The organism is Anabaena sp. UHCC 0451 (assembly GCF_034931405.1).
Lineage (GTDB): Bacteria > Cyanobacteriota > Cyanobacteriia > Cyanobacteriales > Nostocaceae > RDYJ01.
The window spans coordinates 22,037-43,993 of sequence record NZ_JAYGHA010000010.1; the positions used below are offsets into that span (position 1 = coordinate 22,037).

The following is a 21,957-nucleotide window of genomic DNA, read 5'->3' on the forward strand; positions in this document are numbered from 1 at the left end:
ATTGGGGATTGGGAAAAAACCGGAGTGAGAGTTTTTTAATTTTTAATTGGTCTGTCACCTGTCACCTGTCACCTGTCACCTGTCACCTGTCACCTGTCACCTGTCACCTGTCACCTGTCCCCTGTCTCTCTTTTTCCCATTTTTCCAGCAAATCGGGACGACGGGAAGCAGTGCGTTGAATTTGTTGTTGAAAACGCCAACGGGCAATTTCAGCATGATTTCCACTTAGTAGTACATCTGGCACTTTCCAGCCGCGAAAATCAGCTGGACGGGTATACTGGGGAAAATCTAATAACCCCTCCTCAAAACTCTCTGATTTGAGAGATTCCACCTTACCCACAGTTCCTGGGAGGAGACGAACTACACCATTAATTAAAGCCATCGCCGGAATTTCTCCACCAGTGAGAATAAAATCACCTAAAGAGACTTCACGTGTTACCAAATTCAGAACTCTGTCATCTACCCCTTCATAGTGACCACAAATCACCACCAATTGGTCATAATTCGTCGCTAATTCTCGCAGCAAAGGCTGATTTATCGTTTGACCTTGAGGACTCATCAAAATCACCTCTCGGCGCGGTAGAATCGGCAGTGACTCCACAGCCGCAAAAATGGGATCAGGCTTCATCAGCATCCCCACACCACCCCCGTAAGGTTCATCATCAACTTTGTGATGCTTATCAGTGGTAAAATCCCTGGGATTAACCAGATTTACTTCAGCAATCTGTTTGGATAGGGCTTTAGCCAAAAGACCGGAACTGAGAACCGAGCTAAAACAGTCAGGAAAAAGCGTAACTATATCAAAATGCACAGTAATTCGTATTTAATAACACTAAGATGAGATTGGAACATTTAATGTAAATTGTTCATTAAACTAAGTTACCAAAGACTATGGCTATAGCTGGCGTGACAACCTAGTAGTCATAGGCCACACTGCTCTATAAAGAGTGAGAATTTATTTTTCTCCCCATTTTCCACATCTTCCCATCTTTACCCCATTAAGTGTGTCATTGAAGTCAAGGAGAGATAGAAATAGACATAAACTGGAGCAGCAGTATCTAACAAGTACCAGAAATCTTGGCTTTTTGGTGGGAGCAAAAGTTTTTCTAATTACTTAATTTATGTTTAAATATTGTCACAACTAAATTTAAATTAATAATCCCACCAAAGTTAGCAACTTCCAGGATGTATAGAGCCAGCCCCAGAAAAAATAGTGTCAAGACCTGTAAAGCCCTCAAACACAGAGGGTCAACCTAGTAACCAAGCACCATGAAAACCATTCTGGAACAAGTGGATAGGTGAAAAACAAGGCTTTGGCGAAGAGGAGCAGTAACGGACATGATAAAAATGAGGTATCCTGTGCGTTCAAGGAGAAGTTGGAGAGAAGGATTTCGCCGCTCCACACTTATCATTAAGTGTCCTCTCAAAAAGCAAAGGGCGAAAATCAACAGGCTACTAAACCTTGTTAAATTTACACGCCATTCGCCACAAGCCGGGGGACCCGTCCAAGGCTATGGCTCCTGAAGTTGTTGACCAAAGAAACACAATGCAGCAATTACAAGCTAAATCGCTGGAAATGAGGACACCCCAAGCAACTAAAACCGCAGTTCTAGTTATCGGAGGAGCAGAAGACAAAGTTCACGGACGCGAAATCTTGCGGACTTTTGTTGCTCGTGCTGGTGCTAGCAAGGCATATATTACAATTGTTCCATCTGCTTCCCGCGAACCAGCCATCATTGGTGGTCGGTATATTCGCATCTTTGAAGAAATGGGTGCTGAAAAAGTTGAGATTTTAGACATTCGTGAACGAGAACAATGCGAAAACCCTCAAATTAAAGCATCCTTAGAAACCTGTACTGGGGTCTTTTTAACAGGTGGAGACCAATTGCGTCTCTGTGGAGTTCTGTCAGACACACCAGCAATGGATATTATCCGGCAGCGAGTGAGAGCAGGACAACTGACCCTAGCAGGAACAAGTGCGGGAGCAGCCGTGATGGGGCATCACATGATTGCAGGTGGAGGTAGTGGGGAAACGCCAAATCGTTCCCTAGTTGATATGGCAACAGGCTTGGGATTTATTCCCGAAGTCATTGTCGATCAGCACTTTCACAATCGCAATCGGATGGGAAGACTGATCAGTGCGATCGCCGCCCATCCAGATCGCCTTGGCATTGGCATTGATGAAGATACTTGTGCTGTGTTTGAACGTGATGGTTGGTTGCAAGTTATGGGTAAAGGTAGTGTAACAATTGTTGATCCAACAGAACTTACCCATACCAATGAACCCCATGTTAGTGCTAATGAACCCTTAACTGTACATAATTTACGTCTACATATCCTCAGCTATGGAGATCGCTTTCATCTTTATCAACGTACTGTTTTACCCGCTGTGCATAGGATCTCCAGCTGACGAGGTAGAGTATCTGAGGTTACGCTGTGTTGACCGCACATTTATTTTTGGTTGCAAAAAAAATTAGAGAAATACTATCTAAAAAGAAAAAACTGTTTGTCATGAACAGTTTGGCGGTCAATTTCAGTAAGAAACTAGAATTTTGGTTCCGAATCTCCATCTACCTATTCCCATGAGAATCCTCAAGATCCAGACCTTACGCGGCCCAAACTACTGGAGCATTCGACGCCATAAGCTTATCGTCATGCGCCTCGATTTAGAAACCCTTGCTGACACACCCTCAAATCAAATCCCTGGTTTTTACGAAGGATTAGTTGAGGCATTGCCAAGTTTAGAGGGTCACTATTGTTCGCCTGGCTGTCGTGGAGGCTTTTTAATGCGGGTACGAGAAGGCACAATGATGGGCCATATCGTAGAACACGTAGCCTTAGAACTCCAGGAATTAGCTGGAATGCACGTAGGTTTTGGCCGCACCCGTGAGACTGCCACACCTGGCGTTTACCAGGTAGTGATTGAGTACATAAATGAGGAAGCGGGACGTTATGCCGGACGTGCAGCAGTACGGCTATGTCAAAGTATTGTTGATCGGGGCCGTTATCCCAAGGCAGAACTAGATCAAGATATCCAAGACCTCAAAGATTTTTGGCGCGATGCTTCTCTTGGACCTTCCACAGAAGCAATTGTCAAAGAAGCTGAAAAAAGAGGTATTCCTTGGATGCCTTTAGCAGCACGTTTTCTGATTCAACTAGGTTATGGCGTTAATCAGAAGCGAATGCAGGCAACTATGACCGATAACACGGGCATTCTAGGAGTAGAATTAGCTTGTGATAAAGAAGCCACTAAACGCATTCTCGCTGCTAATGGTGTGCCAGTACCCAGAGGCACGGTAATCAACTTCTTGGATGATTTGGAAGAAGCTATCGAACACGTTGGCGGTTATCCTATTGTCATCAAGCCCTCAGATGGTAATCATGGACGGGGTATCACCATTGATATTAGAAGTTGGGATGAAGCTGAAGCAGCCTACGAGGCCGCTAGGCAGGTTTCCCGTTCTATCATTGTGGAACGTTACTACGTCGGGCGTGACCATCGAGTATTAGTGGTAGATGGAAAAGTTGTCGCAGTCGCTGAACGAGTCCCAGCACACGTAGTTGGTAATGGTAGATCCTCCATTGCCGAACTGATTGAGGAAACTAACCAAGACCCAAATCGTGGTGAAGGACATGATAACGTTCTCACCAAAATAGAGCTAGACCGTACCAGCTACCAGCTATTAGAACGGCAAGGTTACACTCTTAAAAGCGTACCTCCCAAGGGAACAATTTGTTCTCTACGGGCAACAGCTAACCTGAGTACAGGTGGAAGTGCTGTAGACCGCACTGACGAAATCCACCCAGAAAACGTTTGGTTAGCTCAACGGGTAGTGAGAATTATCGGTTTAGATATTGCCGGCTTGGATATTGTTACCTCGGATATTAGCCGCCCTCTGAGGGAAATGGATGCTGTCATTGTGGAAGTTAACGCCGCACCTGGTTTCCGAATGCACGTCGCTCCCAGTCAAGGCATTCCCCGTAACGTTGCTGGGGCAGTCATGGATATGCTGTTCCCCAACGAAAAACCCAGTCGCATTCCCATTCTCAGCGTTACAGGTACTAATGGCAAAACTACTACAACTCGTCTGTTAGCACACATTTATAAGCAGACAGGAATTGTTGTAGGTTATACCACAACTGACGGGACATATATCGGTGATTACTTGGTTGAGGCTGGAGACAACACAGGTCCCCAAAGCGCCCATGTTATCCTCCAAGATCCCACAGTAGAGGTGGCTGTATTAGAATCGGCTCGTGGCGGTATTCTCCGTTCTGGTTTAGGTTTTGAGGCTGCTAATATTGGTGTGGTGTTAAACGTAGCCGCAGACCACTTAGGTATCGGTGATATTGACACCATTGAACAATTAGCTAACCTGAAAAGTGTAGTTGCAGAAGCTGTATATCCTGATGGTTATGCGGTACTCAATGCCGATGATCACCGTGTAGCCGCAATGGCAGAAAAAACAAAAGCGAATATTGCCTACTTCACCATGAATCCCGACTCGGAACTGGTGCGAAACCATATCCAAAAGGGAGGAGTGGCAGCAGTATATGAAAATGGCTATCTGTCAATTGTCAAAGGTGATTGGACACACCGGATAGAAAGAGCAGAAAATATCCCCTTGACAATGGGCGGAAAAGCGCCGTTTATGATTGCCAATGCTTTAGCTGCAAGTTTGGCAGCTTTTGTGCAGAATGTCACTATAGAGCAAATCCGTGCTGGTTTAAGAACTTTCCGCGCTTCAGTTAGTCAGACACCAGGACGAATGAATCTGTTTAATTTGGGTAAATACCACGCTTTGGTGGATTATGCCCATAACCCTGCTAGTTATGAAGCTCTGGGATCATTTGTTCGCAACTGGACTACCGGACAACGGATTGGTGTCATTGGTGGACCGGGCGATCGCCGTGATGAAGATTTCGTTACTTTGGGTAAATTATCAGCAGATATCTTTGACTACATTATTGTCAAGGAAGATGATGACACTAGAGGAAGACCACGGGGTTCGGCTTCAGATTTGATTATTCAAGGCATTACCCAAGTTAAGCCTAATTGCCGCTTTGAATCAATCCTGGACGAAACTCAAGCTATTAACAAAGGCTTAGATATGGCTCCCGATGGTAGTTTGGTGGTTATTTTGCCAGAAAGCGTTAATCGGGCGATCAAGTTAATCAAGGTGCGAGGTGTACAGGAAGAGATACAGCCACAAAGTGCGACTACAAGTGTCAGCGATTCCCAAAATGGGGTGGGACCTTCTTCAGTAGTTAATACACTTATTTAGGAGAGTATACCTTGTGTGAAAATGTCCCTCAGACTCATCCATGATTAATTAGGTCTGGGGGTTATATCACGTCCGGTTAAAGACTTGTTATTAAGGTAGTAGGGAAGCAGAGGGGAAAAGTTTATGGCTTACGCCACACTGCGCTATCGGGCTTTCTCCATAAATTTAGGAACTAAATTAGCCGGACTTGATATTAATATTAATTAATGTTGGTTATGTTGGTTAAAAAAATAATCACCTGAAATCGAAAACCAACTGACTCAAAATTCTGTAATAAAAATGCACCGAATATATATAGATAGCTTTAAAACTAAAAAGTCACCCATTCCGCCGTCGGAATGGGTGACTTTATTTTTAGCAGAAATTATGGGATTGGCAGATAATTAGTAGCGGTTGCGACCACCGCCGCCACCACCGCCATAACCACCACCGCCGCCGCCGCCATAACCACCGCGACCGCCGCCGCCACCGCCACGGTCTTCTTTAGGTTTGGCCTTATTAACCTTCAAATCACGACCCATCCATTCTGCACCATCAAGTGCTTCAATGGCTGCTGTTTCTTCTTCTTCTGTACCCATTTCTACAAAGGCGAAACCGCGTACACGTCCTGTTTCACGGTCAGTAGGAATTTGAACACGTTTCACAGTACCGTATTCTGCGAATACAGCACTTAAAGCATCCTGAGTAACTTCGTAAGAAAGATTACCTACGTAAACTGACATATTATGTCTCCAAAATCACGGGTTTGTAGAGATTTAGATTTCGGAGAGCAGTCTGTAAATACCACAAGTAAAAAGCCTGTCAATACTAACAACAAAACACTAATCGCCGAATTAATTCTCTCCCCTATCATGACATACAAATCAAGTTTTTGGGGTAATACTTGAGAAAATTTTTATAAATTTTCTCAAAAGCCTTGTCAGCCTTTGGGAACAGGGTACTGGCAAGTATCTCAAGCTGATAACTGAGGGATAAAAGACACCTACTAACCCAACAACGAACCCAACAACGAGCCACTAAGCCTCAATTCGTTTTTCTAGATATTGACCAATCATTAACTGCTCACCAGCACGGGAAATAATGGTTTGTCTGGTACGGTATTTATTACCAATGAGTTTGATTTCTTCCTCAAATACCGAATTATTGTACTCAGTTCGCAAACATAAAGCATTTGGATGGGAAAAATAATATTCAGCCGTGACTGGTTTAGTTGTTGCAAAACCGCGATCGCGATACAAAATATTTCCCAAAGCACCAAACACCGTCACACCACTTGCTTCTTTTTTGGCGTTGTGTAAATTTGTACTTTCCCAAGTAACTTTTGCGCCACAGGTCAAACTCCCTAAATCCAGCAAATCATGTAACTGAGCCAAATTTTGCAATTCATCATCCCCCCGTTCCAAAAACTGGATAGTAATAATACTTACCATCTCCTTCGTTTCTCCTTGGGGTAGAGTATAATAGCGCCGTTCAGAGCGCCATTGCCCTACTGAAGCTTGGAAAAATTCGGCAATTTGCTGTTCATCAGCAGTTTGGGCGATTTTGAGCAGTGATGTCACTTGTTACCTTCCTCACCTAAAAGTCAATTGCTGTGGTGGCTGTACCTATTTTGCTTCATCTATGACCACGACCAGGCGAAGACCCGATTTACCCCATAGTGGTCACAAAAGCAATATTTCTTTAATATTCTTAATATATACACAAAAATTAGTAAAATACCAGTCTGCAAGGCACATTTTGGATGATGGCTAGGTACGAGAAGAACTTAATCTAGCTCTGAGCAACTAAAACATGACCTATTTCCTATTACCTATTGCTGGCATAATCTTTATACTAACTTTAGAATCTTTGAGATTCTCAGCAATTATATACATCAATATCCACAGGATATGGTGATAATTCTGCCAATTTAATTTAGTAATTTAGTAAAAAAAGTAATTTGGAATACATAAATAAATAGCTGAATTTTGATTGCTATTTTTCGTTATCAATATCTATTCCAAATTATTGGCTAATGAATGGCTGTATGAGTGCAAAGACTGCCCAATTGGAGAAAAATTCATGGTTTTGGACGTAAATAAGTCACAAAAACAGGTGAAAACATCAACTCCTATAGTTGTTAGCCCAGTGATGAATAAGCATAATTTATTCATGTTCTGGATGCTGTTACTGGCATTACTAACAGCCAGCTGTGGTTCATTACCAAAAGAATCAGCTGAAGCCCAATCAAGGCGGACTGGTGGTGGAGAAAGAGGTAATAGTGAAACATCTGTGGATGCAGCGATCGCTCGGACAAACCAATTACGTCCCCCAGCAGATTATATAGGTAACACCACCCCATATCGGACAGTATCAGTGCGATCGCAAGTAGAAGGAAGATTAATCGCCTTAAATTTAGATGTGGGAGATACAGTCAAACGGGGACAAATCATCAGTCAGTTAGATGATGTTTTGTTAATGACAGCCTCACAGCAAGCTGAAGCCGAATTAGCAACCAGTCAATCAGAAGTAGCTAGGGCGATGACACAAGTAAGTAATGCTCAAGCAGAAGTGGAAAAAGCAAAGCTAGAAGTCATCCAAGCTCAATCAGATTCGCAAAGACAGCAAAAATTAGTCAAAGAAGGAGCAATTTCCCAACAAGCTGCCCAACAAGCGCGAACCAAAGCTCAAACCACCCAACAAGCCCTAAAAGCAACAATTGAACAAGTCCGTACAGAAAAACAAGCCGTAGCAGCCGCTCAAGGTAGAGTATTCGCCCAGCAAGCCGTAGTTAAAGCCGCCAAAGAACGCCGTTCCTACTCCCGCTTAATATCTCCCATCACCGGCGTAGTTATAGAAAAAGTCACAGAACCAGGAAATCTCCTACAACCAGGAAGCGAAGTCTTAAAAATTGCTGACTTCAGTCGGATTAAAGTTGTAGTCCAAGTTTCCGAATTAGAACTAGCAAAAATTCAGGTAGGACAATCTGTACAAGTACGTTTAGATGCCTTTCCAGATCAAACAATTATTGGTAGAGTAGCGCGTATTTCTCCCACTGCTGATGCTACAGCCCGTTTAATACCTATAGAAGTAGTTATTCCTAACAGTAATGGAAAAATTGGTAGTGGACTACTAGCGCGAGTCAATTTTACGACCCAAACACCACAGCGTGTCGTCATATCACAAACAGCAATTAATAGCAATGAGAAGCAAATACAAGCAGAAACCAACAATGGCACAATTTTTATTGTCCAAGACACTGACGGTAAACCCAAGGTAAAAGAACGATCTGTAACTTTAGGGAAAAAAGCTGACGGTAATGTAGAAATCCTCTCTGGCTTACAACCAGGAGAACGTTATGTTGTTCGTAGTAGTAAATCTTTAAAAGATGGTGAAATTGTGAAGTTATCAATTTTGTCAGAAAAAGATTTAAACGAACCAAAAAACTTGAAAAAGACACAAACAAAGAATTTTTAGGTTGTGTTAGTAATAGCTAATTTATCAACAGCAGTTTTAATTTTGAATTGGTAAAGATGCAAACAACAAATAACAACGGCTTTAGTATCAGCGCCATTTCCATCCGTCAGCATATTGGTACTTTAATGCTGACTTTAGCTGTAATTGTCATCGGTGTATTTTTCATTATTCGTTTACCTGTGGATTTACTTCCATCCATTACTTATCCCCGGATTGGTGTACGCATAGAAGCACCGGGAATTTCTCCAGAAGTAGCAGTTGATGAAGTCACTAAACGCCTAGAAGAATCTTTTTCAGCTACAGAAGGTGTCGTGCAAGTTTTTTCCCAGACCCGTGAAGGCCAGATCAGTTTAGATTTATATTTTCAACCAGGAGGAAATATTGACCAAGCCCTCAACGATGCAACAGCAACTTATAACCGAGCTAGAAATAGATTACCAGACACCATAGAAGAAGCACGGTTATTTAAATTTGATCCTTCTCAGTTACCTGTTTATGAATTTGCTATTACTTCACCTACTCTGAAAAATGTTGATTTGCGCGTTTTTGCCCAAGAAGAATTAGCCCGTGAATTGGGCGTAGTTCCGGGAGTGGCAGTAGTAGACGTATCAGGAGGAGTCAAAGAAGAAGTTAGAGTTAATATTGATTTAGATCGTCTCCAATCCATTGGTGTTGGTTTAACTGATGTGTTAAATGAACTGCAAAACCGCAACCAAGATATCTCTGGAGGCAGGATTTTAGGACCCAATTCTGAACCATTAACCCGGACTGTGGGACGTTTCCAAAATGCCGAGGAAATTAACAACATTTCCTTTGAAGTTTCTGCACCTAATTCTCCTATCAAAAACCGTGTTTATTTGCGTGACTTTGCCCAAGTTATTGATGGTTCTGAAAAACAACGAGTCTATGTTTTACTCGATGGTCAAGAAGCAGTAAAAGTCAGTATTCAAAAACAGCCAGATGCTAATACTGTTAATGTTGTTGATGGAGTCAAAAAAAGGTTAAAAGAACTTAAAGAAGCTGGAGTAATTCCGGCAGAAGCGACATTTACATCTACCTTGGATGAATCAATATTTATTCGTAATTCTCTAGCAAATGTTACTTTGTCTGGGTTGATTGGTTCAGGTTTAGCCGCTATAGCCGTGCTGCTATTTCTTGGTTCTCTCCGCCAAACTTTCATTATTGTCCTATCTATTCCTTTGGCATCTTTAGCGGCTATCATTCTCATGGGAATATTTGGACTATCCCTGAATATTTTCAGCTTAGGTGGTTTAGCTTTAGGCGTGGGAATTGTGGTTGATAATTCCATTGTTATGTTAGAAAATATTGCCGAGGGAATTAATCAATCAAAATCACAAAATCAAACATCAAAATTATCACCTGAGTTAATTATTCAACAAGCAGCACAAAGCAGTCAGGAAGTTGAATCAGCTTTACTTGCTTCTACCAGTACAAACTTAGTAGCAGTATTACCATTTTTGCTGATTGGCGGTTTTATCTCATTACTATTTAATGAGTTAATTCTCACCATCAGCTTTTCGGTAGCAGCTTCAATTTTAATTGCTGTTACTGTTGTCCCCATGTTGACATCACGGTTATTAGCCTTACCAATTCCTATTTCTCTAACTAATTTTTGGTTTTTCCAGGAATTTAATCGCCGGTTTGAAGCAGCTACAAGATTATATGGCAGTTTTTTAGCTGGAATATTACGTTGGCGGTTATTAACAATTGCGATCGCCATTATCCTATTAGGTGGCGGTAGTTATTGGATAGCACCTCAGCTTCCCCAAGAAATTCTCCCCAGCATTAACACCGGACAAGTTAGCTTATTTGCTCAATTTCCCCCCGGTACACCTTTAGAAACTAACCAGAAAGTGATGAAGACTGTAGATGATATTCTCCGTCAGCAACCAGAAACAGAATATGTCTTTTCTACAATTGGTGGTTTTCTCTTTGGTGGTAATAGTACCTCTAATTCCTTGCGAAGTTCTAGCACTATCACCCTCAAACCAAATACAGATATAGAAACTTATGTTGAGCGTGTTACCCAAGAATTTAGCAAGCTAAATTTAGTAGATATTCGTCTGCGTTTAAGTCCTGGAAGAGTGCGGGGCTTAATTCTCAGCAACTCCCCCATCCGTGGTGCTGATGTTGATATCATGCTGCAAGGAAATGACTCAGATACTTTAGAAAAAGCAGGAAATGAACTATTAACAACATTAGAAGAAAAAGTCACCTTAGTGAGATTTCGCCCTGACGCAGATCCACGACAAACAGAAATTCAGATTTTACCTGACTGGGAACGAGTTGCTAATGTGGGTTTGACTACTAAAGATATTGGCGAAACAATTCAAACTGCAATTACAGGTAGCATACCCACACAAATACAACGTAATAATCGTTTAGTCGATGTGCGAGTTGAGTTAAACGAAGCTGCCATCCAAACAGTTTCTCAGTTAGAGAGATTACCTTTATTTTCTGAAGGTAATCAACAAATTCGCTTGAGTGATGTAGCGACAATTGCTGAAGGTAAAGCACCAGGAGAAATTCAACGTATTAACCAGCGTCAAGTCTTTTTAATTGGTGGTAATTTGGCAGAAGGAGCAAGTCTTGGTCAAGCCTTAGATCAAGTAGATGAAGTTCTTAAAAATGTCAATTTTCCTGAAGGTGTCAGTCGCTTACCTAGTACAACAGCAGAATCAAATAAACAACTCCAAAGCTCACTACAAATTTTAGGAGGTTTGGCAATATTTTTAGTCTTTGTGGTGATGGCTGTACAATACAATTCTCTTGTTGATCCTTTAGTAATATTACTAACAATTCCTCTGGCTTTAGCTGGGGGGATTTTTGGACTTTATATTACTGAAACTGCCATTGGTGCAACAGTCGTTGTCGGTGCAGTTTTATTAGTAGGTATTGTGGTGAATAACGCCATTATTATGGTGGAATTAGCTAATCAAATTCGGGAACGAGAACAAATTGACCGTCGCACAGCTATTTTAAAAGCAGCACCTCAACGTTTACGCCCCATTTTAATGACAACAATTACTACAGTTTTAGGGATGTTTCCCTTGGCTTTAGGAATTGGGGAAGGATCAGAGTTTCTTCAACCTTTGGGTGTGGTAGTCTTTTCTGGGTTGTCTTTAGCAACACTGCTAACTCTGTTTATTATTCCCTGTTTTTATACTCTGCTGCACGATGTAATTGGTGGACGTTGGGCAAAACCTGTAGTGATCAAATTTCGGATCTGGAAGAAAAATTTTAACAAAGCATAATATAGCAGGAGGCAGAAGGTAGGAGGCAAAAGTTAATATTCTTCCCCTGCTTCCCCTACCTCCCCTGCTTTCTTCCCAGTCCCCAGTCACCAGTCCCCTATCACTAACTCTTGATACACTGCTAAAGTTTCCTGATGCACACGGGCAATATTTAACCGTTCTAGATTTTCTTGGGCGCGATATTTCCACTCTTTTAATGTATCTGGTTTACTTAATAAATTCCCTAATGCTTCAGCTAAAGTTTGACTATCTTTAGCTGGAACTAAAACCCCAGCTTGTCCATTATCCAATGCTTCTGGAATACCGTCTACCCGTGTAGCGACAATAGCAGCGCCGGCTTCCCTAGCTTCAGAAATTACTAAAGGACAAGGATCACGGTGAGAAGCAAGAACAAAAATATCACAAGCTAGTAAATAACGTTGTGGTTCGGGTTGGAAACCTTCAAAATGGATACGATTACTGACAGAAGTTGCTTTTGCTTGTGCTGCAAATATCTCTTTATCTGGACCATTTCCCACTAGATAAAGATGTGCCGTGGGAAAGTCTAAAGCAATTTTTTCAAAAGCAGTAATTAACTCAGTTATACCTTTACGTTTATACATTCCTGCTACAGTAGCGATCGCTGGATGTTGTAATTTTAAAGGTTGATAATCGGAAATTCTTTGCGTGCGGGGACTCCCCAATGTTCCATTACCTACTACCCGCAATTTATTCTCTGGTATACCACGTCGTACCATGGAAATTTGTACAGCTTTACTAACAGCAATTACCCTTTGAGCTAAACCCATCAATAAACTAGAACGCTGAAATTCATTATGTACCGTGGAAACTAAAGCATACTTATTTCTGAATCTCAAGATACTTGCTAAAACTATCCCCGTCATCATGTGAGCATGAACAATATCTGGTTGGAATTCTTGCACAATTGCTCGATAAATCACCGCTGCTTTAATAATATTTATTGGCTGGCGATTCTGATCTAATTTGTAGTGTTTAACACCAAAGCTATTTAGTAATTTTTCATATTCTCCTCCACCAGAAATTACTGCTACATCATAGCCAGTTTTTGCCTGTAAGCAAGCCAAGTCCACAGCCACATTAACAATTCCATTTCCAATTTTCTGAACATGATTCAATATATGTATAATCCGCATGATTTTAAAAAATGTTCAAATTTTACAGTTATTTACATTAATGGAAACAGCAAGAACCGTAAACACAATAGAATCAAAGTAAATACAGTAGAATCTAGAATCAAGAATTCAGAAATTATGCAACCACAATATCCTATTGAGACTATTTATATCCTTAACTCTCTCTTATTCATAAGTTTTATGTTATGAAATAAATAGCTATATTTCTGCTCAATCATATACAGCATTATAATTTTTTTTATATTTCCACAGAAATATCTTTTGATGATATTTAAATTTTTATGGATGTTTAAAAAATATTTCTCTATAATTTTTATTAGATTTTTTCTTATACTTCTTGTCTATGTTAGGAATATTAGACCTCTCGCAAAAACTCTGTACAAATTAATTCTCTACAATCCTTTTACATCTGGCATACTTACACAAGTAGTTATGGACACTCTGCTCCATCAGTAATTAAACTATAGTTATCAGTCAAAATTAATTTGTGTCTTGGATACACCAAATCTCTTGGCGATAAGTAGTTACAATAGCATCCGGTAAGCGTAAAGCGAGCGTGTCTTTAGACCTGAGAGTGTCAAAGTCAACATATACCCAGGTAATAATCCTAAATTACTGCATTCTCTAAATAAAAAATCAAAAATATCAAATATATATAGACTGTCAGGCAGTTATAGATTTATGATTGATGATCGTGGGTTTTTTTCAAAAAATATCTAGATTATGAACGCTCAAGAAATTATTCGTTCTATTGAAGCGGAATACATCAAATCCGATCTACCTCAAATCTATGTAGGTGATACAGTACGGGTAGGAGTCAAAATTAAAGAAGGCGAAAAATACCGCGTCCAACCTTATGAAGGAGTGGTAATCGGGATGCGAAATGGCGGCATCAACGAAACAATTACCGTTCGCCGAGTTTTTCAAGGTGTAGGTGTTGAACGAGTGTTTTTACTGCACTCACCCAGGATTGATAACATCAAAATCCTGCGTCGTGGTAAGGTAAGACGCGCTAAACTATATTATCTACGCCAGCTATCTGGTAAGGCTACCCGGATTAAACAACGGTTTGACCGCGCCCTGTAATTTACCTGCTGCTAAGAGCTAGTCCTACGCTGACAATTTTCTAGACAAAGCTATACTTATGTTTACAAAAATCAATATAGTGTTGTCTAGGTTTTATATAGCAGCAAGAATCTTCAGCTAAAAGCGGCTTCTGCCGCTGATTTGCTTTTTCTAAAGAATTAAGTTACAATAAAAAAGGAATTGTGTTAAACTAAAAAAGTTCAGCGCAATCCCTGAAACAAAAACAGCTTGTGCGCTCTTAGTTCAGTTGGTAGAACGCAGGTCTCCAAAACCTGATGTCGGGGGTTCAAGTCCTCCAGGGCGCGCTCAAAAGCAAAAAATATAGCCCGAAACAAAAACGCATCTGTTAAAATAGCAGCCAGCGTTGATTATTTCGGGTATAATTATTTTTTACTGACAGCTTTTTTTGTTTACATCAAATGGGTCAAAGCTGTAAACCTTGGTGCAAAATAACAAGGTGAAGCAATGTAAGAAACGGGGGGTATGACGACCGTGGCCAAAAAAAACGAAGCAGAAATGCCAGAAACCGGAAATGGGTTTAGCTTAAACAACTTCTTCCAAGGCACAAAAGAAGAACTTGACAAAGTAGTTTGGCCTAGTCGGAAGCAGTTGGTGAGTGAATCAGCAGCTGTGTTATTAATGGTGACACTCTCCGCATCTTTGATATATTTGGTCGATGGATTGTTTGCTTGGGCAGCAAAACAGGTATTCTGATGACTTTTGCAACAGACGAACCACGGGATGCTTTGCAGTCAGAGGAAGCACTAGAAGCAGCGCACAAAGAAGCACGCTGGTATGCGGTGCAAGTAGCTTCTGGCTGTGAAAAGCGCGTGAAAACAAACTTAGAGCAGCGCATCCAAACTTTTGATGTAGCTGACAAAATCATCCAGGTAGAAATTCCCCACACCCCGGCGGTGAAAATCCGTAAAGATGGCAGTCGCCAGCACACAGAGGAAAAAGTTTTTCCAGGATATGTGTTAGTGCGGATGATGCTGAGTGATGATACCTGGCAGGTGGTACGGAACACTACCCATGTAATTAACTTTGTGGGAGCCGAACAAAAACGTGGCAGCGGCCGAGGTCGTGGTCACGTCAAGCCAGTACCCCTGAGTAACTCAGAAGTAGAACGTATATTCAAACAAACGACAGAACAAGAGCCAGTAGTCAAAATTGATATGGCTACAGGTGATAAGATAATGGTGCTTTCGGGTCCGTTCAAGGATTTTGAGGGCGAGGTGATTGAAGTTTCGCCAGAACGGAGTAAACTAAAAGCTCTACTCTCGATTTTCGGACGAGATACACCAGTAGAATTGGAATTTAATCAGGTAGAAAAACAGAGCTAAATCCAAATGGCGAAGAAAGTAGTAGCGGTCATTAAATTGGCCTTGAACGCTGGAAAAGCCAACCCAGCACCGCCAGTAGGACCCGCACTGGGTCAGCATGGCGTTAACATCATGATGTTCTGCAAAGAGTACAACGCCAAGACAGCAGACCAAGCTGGAATGGTGATACCTGTAGAAATTTCGGTGTTTGAAGACCGGAGTTTTACATTTGTACTTAAAACACCCCCAGCATCAGTATTGATTCGCAAGGCAGCGAAAATTGAAAGAGGTTCTAATGAACCCAACAAAAAGAAAGTTGGGAGCATTACCAGAGCGCAGTTAAGAGAAATTGCCCAAACCAAACTTCCTGATCTCAACGCTAACGACATTGACGCAGCGATGAACATTGTGGAAGGAACAGCCAAGAATATGGGCGTAACAGTTGCGGATTAATAGGTGACAGGGAACAGGTGACAGTAGATAAGAAAAATTAAAACTGATAACTGGCAACTGAACCATAACAAAATCCAAAATCTAAAATCCAAAATCTAAAATGTATCGGGGGAGAGGTGAGAAACTTCGAGATTACCCCAGGAGAGAAAAATGGGAAAGAAAATATCACGCCGTTTACAGGCGTTGCAAGACAAAGTAGAAGATAGGGACTACACACCTTTAGAAGCTCTGGCTCTGTTAAAAGAGACAGCAACAGCTAAATTCGCAGAAGCCGCAGAAGCACATATCCGGCTAGGAATTGACCCCAAGTATACAGACCAACAACTGCGGACAACGGTAGCACTGCCTAAAGGTACAGGGCAAATAGTCCGGGTAGCAGTGATTGCTAGAGGGGAAAAGGTAACAGAAGCCACTAATGCTGGTGCGGATATCGCTGGTTCAGAAGAACTGATTGACGATATTCAAAAAGGCATGATGGACTTCGACAAGCTCATTGCTACTCCCGATGTGATGCCACAGGTAGCAAAGCTGGGTAAATTGCTTGGTCCTCGTGGTTTGATGCCATCACCCAAAGGTGGTACAGTCACATTTGATGTTGCTAGTGCGATCGCAGAATTCAAAGCTGGTAAATTAGAATTCCGTGCTGATCGGACTGGTATTGTCCATGTTATGTTTGGTAAGGCATCATTTACCCCTGAAGATTTGTTAGTCAATCTCAAAGCACTGCAAGAGACAATAGACCGTAACCGCCCTTCAGGGGCTAAAGGGCGTTATTGGCGTACATTATACATCTCTGCTACTATGGGTCCTTCCATCAGAATTGATGTCAGCGCCCTCAGAGATTTAAAACTCAATGAAGCTGCATAATTAGGTAATAGGTAATGGGTAATTGGTAATAGAAGAATATCAACTAATTACCAATAACCAATGACTAACTGCCAATGACCAAAATTAAATAAAGCCGGAGACAGCAGGTGCTAATAGCTTAAAACCCTGCCGAGGTTGTAATTTTAAATGACTGAAGTTTACTCAACAAAAGTGTGAGAACTAAAGCATTAAAAGTACCACTGTGAAACCCCGGCTAAGGTAGCTGGGGTTAATTGTTTTCGGCTGTTCAGAAGCAAGGTGACTGGGAACTGGGGACTGGGAAAATTAAACTTTTGCCTTTTGCCTTTTCCCACTTACCACTAATAAGATTTTGCCCTTGGAGGTGAAAAGATAATGGGTCGAACGTTAGAGAACAAGAAAGAGATAGTAGCTGACCTGAAAGGAACTTTGAATGACTCAACTTTGGCACTGGTAATTGATTACCAAGGTCTAACAGTTGCTGAAATCTCTGATTTAAGGCGGCGTTTGCGTCCTAGTGGCACTGTTTGTAAGGTGACAAAAAACACCTTTATGGGCATTGCTATTCAGGAAGATGAAAAATGGCAGCCAATGTCAGAACTGCTCAAAGGTGCTTCTGCCTTTTTGCTAGTTAAAGAAGATTTCTCTTCAGCAATTAAGGCGTACCAAGAATTTCAAAAAACCTCCAAGAAGACAGAACTTCGTGGCGGCGTTATGGATGGTCGCCTGTTGAAAGAAGCGGATGTCAAAGCACTAGGAGACTTGCCATCTAAGGAACAACTCATGGCGCAAATTGCTGGAGCTATCAACGCTTTGGCTACCAAAATTGCTGTGGGTATCAACGAAGTTCCCAGTTCTTTGGCTCGCGGTATTCAGGCTGTCGCTGATAAAGACAAAGACGATAGTGCTGAAACTGCTGCTGAATAAAACTTTTTCATTAGTTGAATGCTGTTAGTCAAAACTAATAACTAATGACTAATGAATAACTGACAAAAAACAAATCAAAATTTTTTAGGAGTATATCCATGTCTGCTGCAACCGAACAAATTTTAGAACAGTTGAAATCTTTGACCTTGTTGGAAGCATCTGAATTAGTTAAGCAAATTGAAGAAGCTTTTGGTGTAAGTGCTGCTCCTGCTGCTGGTGGGATGATGATGATGGCTGCTCCTGGTGCTGCTGCTGCTGAAGTAGTGGAAGAAAAGACCGAATTTGATGCCATTCTCGAATCTGTACCTGCTGATAAGAAGATTGCAGTTCTGAAGATTGTCCGTGAAATCACAGGTTTAGGTCTGAAAGAAGCTAAAGACTTGGTAGAAGCTGCTCCCAAGCCTATTAAGGAAGGTGTGGCTAAGGATGCTGCTGAAGACATCAAGAAGCGCGTCACCGAAGCTGGTGGTGTAGTAAGTATCAAGTAATTCGTAATTGATAATTCGTAATTCGTAATTTAAGAACATAATTAGGAATTAGGAATTATTAGTTAGTTAATTAAGGAGTCTTAAAAAGACTCCTTTTTTAATTTTTAATTTTGATTTATTCAACATTGTTTAGCACTAGCAGGATTGACAAAATCATGTAAATCTGCATCCCAAATACTGATGTAGATAAAATCGCAGTTTTGCCGGACTATTTGACCTTTTATTGAACCTTGACTAAATTTAAAATTGTCTGTTTGACGCTGTTGAATTTGTTGCAGTCCTTGTTTAATTTCTGCTGTGGCTTGTCCATTTAATAAATTATTTAAGGTTGTTTGCATAACTTGATTATCTACAGATGAGGCAAAAGCTACTTCAGTTTGCCGCAGTCTGCCTGTATCACGGTCAAATAAATAACCTAAATCTATTTGATTTGGTACTAATTTATAAGTAATAGCACGAGTATTAGGCCATAAACCCCTTAAATCTTTTTTTCGTTTACCTAGTGCTGCTTCTACAATATTTCTTGATGTACCTGTAGGAAATGCTGGTACATTTTGCCTGATATTAGTAACTAGCTGATTAGATAATTCTTTCTTTTTCTTACCGGGTTTTTTCTTGTCGTCGGCAAATATTTCAGGCGTGGGAACTACTTCTGGCTGGGGTTGTTCTTGTTGTATTTCCGCTTCGGGTGTGGGTGTGACTATGGGAATAGGAGTATCTTCAATTATGGTTTCATTCGTTGGCGGTGGTGCCAATACTGGGGAGGAATTGTTTTCTGGGATAGGATTAGAAATAATTTCTTGTTGACTAGGGGGAATTGGTTCAACTACTGGTGTTGGGGAAACTTCTTCTGCAATGGGAGAATTTGTAGGTAAAACAGGGGGAGTCTGTGGTTCTGTTGTCACAGTGGAATTGGTGGATACAGAGACTGTAGGTTGTGGCTGACGGTTGGAAACTGTGACTGCACCAATTAAAATACCTATGACTACACCACCAACAATCACAGCGGGTTTTTGCCAATTAGCAGGATTGTTAATTTCTCTGATAACGGGAGTTTTTGCGGGTGAATATATTGGCTGAGTGTGACTTGTAGCACGAGGAGGACTAAGGCTAATTGTGGCGCTGGTGGTGGGAGAATGGGACTGAATGTGATTATTATGACCAGATTTTAAAGCATAGAGCATTTTACTGGCTGTGGTGTAGCGATCGCTCGGACGTGGTTCAATTGATTGAGTGAGTATATTCAACATTTCTGGAGATATACCAGAAGCGTATTGTTGCCAAAGTATTTGCCCTGTTTGGGGGTGAGTTTCTAATTGTTGGGGTTGTTTACCTGTGAGTAGATAAATTGCTGTTAAGCCTAAACTATAGATATCAGTAGCATAAACCGGACGACCGATCGCTTGCTCACTGGGCATATACCCTGGTGTACCTATAACTATTGATTGTATGGGATTTCCCGAAGGATTGATGACGGTACGGATGGTTTCTTTAACTGCACCGAAATCAATTAAAACTGGTTTGTTATCGTGGGAGCGGAGGATGATATTATCTGGTTTTATATCTCGATGAATGATGCCTTTGCTGTGGACATAATCTAAAACTGGCAGCAAACTTAACAGAATTTCTCTAACAATAGTTTCGTTTAATTTGCCTTTGGATTGAATAATATTGGTGAGGGTTTGGCCTTCAATCCATTCTTGAACTAGGTAAAATTTACCATTTTCGGGAAAATAAGCGTAAAGTTTGGGAATTTGATCACTGGTTTCCCCTAAGTTTTCCAAGATAGCGGCTTCTCTTTCAAACCGTTGTTGAATTAGTTTAGAGGTTTGTGGATCATTGTTAATCGGTTTGAGTTCTTTAATAACAAAGCGACGACGGGAAGGTAAATGGATGTCTTCTGCGAGAGAGGTTTCTCCAAACCCACCTGCACCGAGTACCTGAATAACTTGATAGCGGTTGTTTAGCAGTTTTGTAGTCATGCAACGTTACACGCGAGATCCTTTCCCAATGTATATCAGATACTCTAACGATTTAGCGATGGGATGTTTCCTTGTTTTCAGCAATTTTTAGGTAAAGGAGCTACATGGGGTTTTGGTTTCACGCAAAGTTGCAAAGAAGCAAAGGAAGGAGGAAAGATATTATTCAGCTTTCTCCGGGTGCGTCGATAATCCCAATTGTGATGAATTTAGATTCTGTCATGATGATTAAGGGTTAGAATTTGTCATTCTATCAAAAACAAATTTAGACATTTCTGGAAAAATTGTTCTGCTTTTACCATAGGCTGGATCATCACCAAATATTACCAGGATGTAACGAGTTTTACCATCTGGTGTGACTACATAAGCTACTTCTTGCCGAGAACTGGTTGTCCAACCTGCTTTGGATGCAAATTCAACTTTTTCGTTAGCTAAACCTTCACCGAAAAAGTTATCTACTGGATTAAATATATCTGGATTGGGTGGATTGAAGTCCCAAGCTTCTCGACGTAAATCTCTTGTTAGTAAACCCAACATTTTTTGACTATATTCTTGTCCTATTGCTTGTCCTGTGAGAATTTCATACATTAGCCTTGCTGCATGGTATGTTGTGATTTTATTCCTAATTGGCTTTTGGGGATTATCTCCACGTATTTGTAAATCTGTCCCTTGTGGTTCGTTAATTTTTAAGTCAGGAATAGGAAATGTTTTTTGGTTAATATTAATGTCCTGATAGTTAGCTTTCTTAAAAAATAGATTAACACTTTCACGCTGTTTCTTCCATTGTGCAAATCCATCTTTACTTAATTTTTCTGGTAAAGATTGAGCCTTAGTAATACGATCTATAATTCGACTACTTGCATTATTATCTGACTGGAGAATCATTTCGTTTAAATCAGCATCTAGTTGAGGATCTGGTAGAATTAAACCTGAATTAATTTGAGCTTCTAAAGCTACCATCCAAAACAATTTTGCAACACTAGCAGGATAACGAGGTGTTTTTTGTTTGTATCCAGATATAGTTTTTTTATTGACATCTATTAAGGTAATTGATAAGTTTTCTACTGGTAAATTTTTATTGTTAGCTAATTTAGTTAAATCTTGGATAATTATTTCTAATTTTTTGCTTTCCTGAAGATTAGGGGGATTAATGACATTATAAATAAGTGGTACATAAGTTTCTGATGATAAATTATAACCTTGAGTGTTTGGTGAAATAGGATTTCCATCAATGGAAATATTTTTTTCTGGTACAGATAAACTTGGTAATGTTGGAGATTTAGATGGTTGTTGGGTATTTTTTATGGTTTGATCATTATTACGATTATTAAATAATGTACTAATCCCAAATAATATTAGTATGGACAGCACAACTAAAGATGTAAGTCCATAAAATTGCCACTCAGATAGTTGAGTAAATCGAGATTTACGAATAATTTTCCTGTAACCTGATGAGTTGATATGTTGTTGGTTAGATTGATTATTTTTGATTATTTTTGAATTTACCTTAATTTCGGCATTTTCTAAGTGATTAATATATTTTTGGAGGTCGAAATTTTGTTGTTGTAAGTGATCAATAATTTGATTAGCATTGTTTAATCTTGCTTCTAAATCAGCAATTTTTTGATCACGTATTTCTGAATTTCCTTGTGATTGTTGTTCCATAAAAATACACCTGATTGTTAC

The 21,957-nt window shown here is 40.5% G+C and carries 17 protein-coding genes, 1 tRNA gene and 1 other annotated feature; of the genes, 12 read left to right on the forward strand and 6 right to left on the reverse strand.

Annotation, left to right across the window (positions count from 1 at the left end; all coding sequences use genetic code 11):
* Nucleotides 1–103: 103 nt before the first annotated feature.
* Nucleotides 104–811: a tRNA (guanosine(37)-N1)-methyltransferase TrmD gene (trmD, locus tag VB694_RS08775; RefSeq protein ID WP_323359932.1), complete on the reverse strand. Its 708-nt coding sequence runs from the start codon at nt 809–811 to the stop codon at nt 104–106.
* Nucleotides 812–1,546: 735 nt separating this feature from the next.
* On the opposite strand from trmD, the gene VB694_RS08780 reads away from it, so the two are divergent.
* Nucleotides 1,547–2,410 (forward strand): cyanophycinase, encoded by an 864-nt coding sequence (locus tag VB694_RS08780; protein WP_323360044.1) that lies wholly within the window; start codon nt 1,547–1,549, stop codon nt 2,408–2,410.
* 172 nt (nt 2,411–2,582) lie between these two features.
* On the forward strand, nt 2,583–5,285 hold the full coding sequence (gene cphA, locus VB694_RS08785; protein WP_323360045.1) for a cyanophycin synthetase: 2,703 nt from the start codon (nt 2,583–2,585) through the stop codon (nt 5,283–5,285).
* Nucleotides 5,286–5,668: 383 nt separating this feature from the next.
* Here the strand turns inward: cphA and VB694_RS08790 are convergent, their stop codons facing one another.
* Both VB694_RS08790 and VB694_RS08795 read right to left on the reverse strand, forming a co-directional pair.
* Nucleotides 5,669–6,007: an RNA-binding protein gene (locus VB694_RS08790; RefSeq protein WP_323359933.1), complete on the reverse strand. Its 339-nt coding sequence runs from the start codon at nt 6,005–6,007 to the stop codon at nt 5,669–5,671.
* A 294-nt stretch (nt 6,008–6,301) separates the two neighbouring features.
* Nucleotides 6,302–6,844: a phycobiliprotein lyase gene (locus VB694_RS08795; RefSeq protein WP_323359934.1), complete on the reverse strand. Its 543-nt coding sequence runs from the start codon at nt 6,842–6,844 to the stop codon at nt 6,302–6,304.
* Between the two features lie 502 nt (nt 6,845–7,346).
* Here VB694_RS08795 and VB694_RS08800 point away from each other — a divergent pair.
* The gene (locus VB694_RS08800; RefSeq protein ID WP_323359935.1) at nt 7,347–8,741 is read left to right on the forward strand and encodes an efflux RND transporter periplasmic adaptor subunit; all 1,395 of its coding nucleotides are present in this window, start codon (nt 7,347–7,349) and stop codon (nt 8,739–8,741) included.
* A 56-nt stretch (nt 8,742–8,797) separates the two neighbouring features.
* The gene (locus tag VB694_RS08805; protein ID WP_323359936.1) at nt 8,798–12,016 is read left to right on the forward strand and encodes an efflux RND transporter permease subunit; all 3,219 of its coding nucleotides are present in this window, start codon (nt 8,798–8,800) and stop codon (nt 12,014–12,016) included.
* An 86-nt stretch (nt 12,017–12,102) separates the two neighbouring features.
* On the opposite strand, the gene VB694_RS08810 is transcribed toward VB694_RS08805, so the two are convergent.
* On the reverse strand, nt 12,103–13,170 hold the full coding sequence (locus tag VB694_RS08810; protein WP_323359937.1) for a glycosyltransferase: 1,068 nt from the start codon (nt 13,168–13,170) through the stop codon (nt 12,103–12,105).
* Nucleotides 13,171–13,893: 723 nt separating this feature from the next.
* On the opposite strand from VB694_RS08810, the gene rplS reads away from it, so the two are divergent.
* From rplS to rplL, 8 genes are all read left to right on the forward strand, one after another.
* The gene (gene rplS, locus VB694_RS08815; RefSeq protein WP_323359938.1) at nt 13,894–14,256 is read left to right on the forward strand and encodes a 50S ribosomal protein L19; all 363 of its coding nucleotides are present in this window, start codon (nt 13,894–13,896) and stop codon (nt 14,254–14,256) included.
* Nucleotides 14,257–14,488: 232 nt separating this feature from the next.
* Nucleotides 14,489–14,561 (forward strand) — tRNA-Trp (locus VB694_RS08820).
* 187 nt (nt 14,562–14,748) lie between these two features.
* The gene (gene secE, locus VB694_RS08825; RefSeq protein WP_190561408.1) at nt 14,749–14,970 is read left to right on the forward strand and encodes a preprotein translocase subunit SecE; all 222 of its coding nucleotides are present in this window, start codon (nt 14,749–14,751) and stop codon (nt 14,968–14,970) included.
* Entirely contained in the window at nt 14,970–15,599 is a 630-nt protein-coding gene (gene nusG, locus VB694_RS08830; RefSeq protein WP_190561410.1) for a transcription termination/antitermination protein NusG, read from the forward strand. Before secE ends, nusG begins: the two co-directional genes overlap by 1 nt.
* 6 nt (nt 15,600–15,605) lie before the next feature.
* Complete coding sequence (gene rplK, locus VB694_RS08835) at nt 15,606–16,031, forward strand: 50S ribosomal protein L11 (RefSeq protein ID WP_016950740.1); 426 nt, start codon at nt 15,606–15,608, stop codon at nt 16,029–16,031.
* Nucleotides 16,032–16,181: 150 nt separating this feature from the next.
* Nucleotides 16,182–16,898: a 50S ribosomal protein L1 gene (rplA, locus tag VB694_RS08840; RefSeq protein WP_323359939.1), complete on the forward strand. Its 717-nt coding sequence runs from the start codon at nt 16,182–16,184 to the stop codon at nt 16,896–16,898.
* A gap of 76 nt (nt 16,899–16,974) precedes the next feature.
* Nucleotides 16,975–17,142: a sequence feature (ribosomal protein L10 leader region), on the forward strand.
* 110 nt (nt 17,143–17,252) lie between these two features.
* On the forward strand, nt 17,253–17,804 hold the full coding sequence (gene rplJ, locus VB694_RS08845; RefSeq protein ID WP_323359940.1) for a 50S ribosomal protein L10: 552 nt from the start codon (nt 17,253–17,255) through the stop codon (nt 17,802–17,804).
* Between the two features lie 98 nt (nt 17,805–17,902).
* The gene (rplL, locus tag VB694_RS08850) at nt 17,903–18,292 is read left to right on the forward strand and encodes a 50S ribosomal protein L7/L12 (protein ID WP_323359941.1); all 390 of its coding nucleotides are present in this window, start codon (nt 17,903–17,905) and stop codon (nt 18,290–18,292) included.
* A 119-nt stretch (nt 18,293–18,411) separates the two neighbouring features.
* Here the strand turns inward: rplL and VB694_RS08855 are convergent, their stop codons facing one another.
* Together VB694_RS08855 and VB694_RS08860 are read right to left on the reverse strand one after the other, a co-directional pair.
* Entirely contained in the window at nt 18,412–20,274 is a 1,863-nt protein-coding gene (locus VB694_RS08855) for a serine/threonine protein kinase (RefSeq protein WP_323359942.1), read from the reverse strand.
* Nucleotides 20,275–20,499: 225 nt separating this feature from the next.
* Nucleotides 20,500–21,936: a serine hydrolase gene (locus VB694_RS08860; RefSeq protein WP_323359943.1), complete on the reverse strand. Its 1,437-nt coding sequence runs from the start codon at nt 21,934–21,936 to the stop codon at nt 20,500–20,502.
* Nucleotides 21,937–21,957 lie beyond the last annotated feature (21 nt).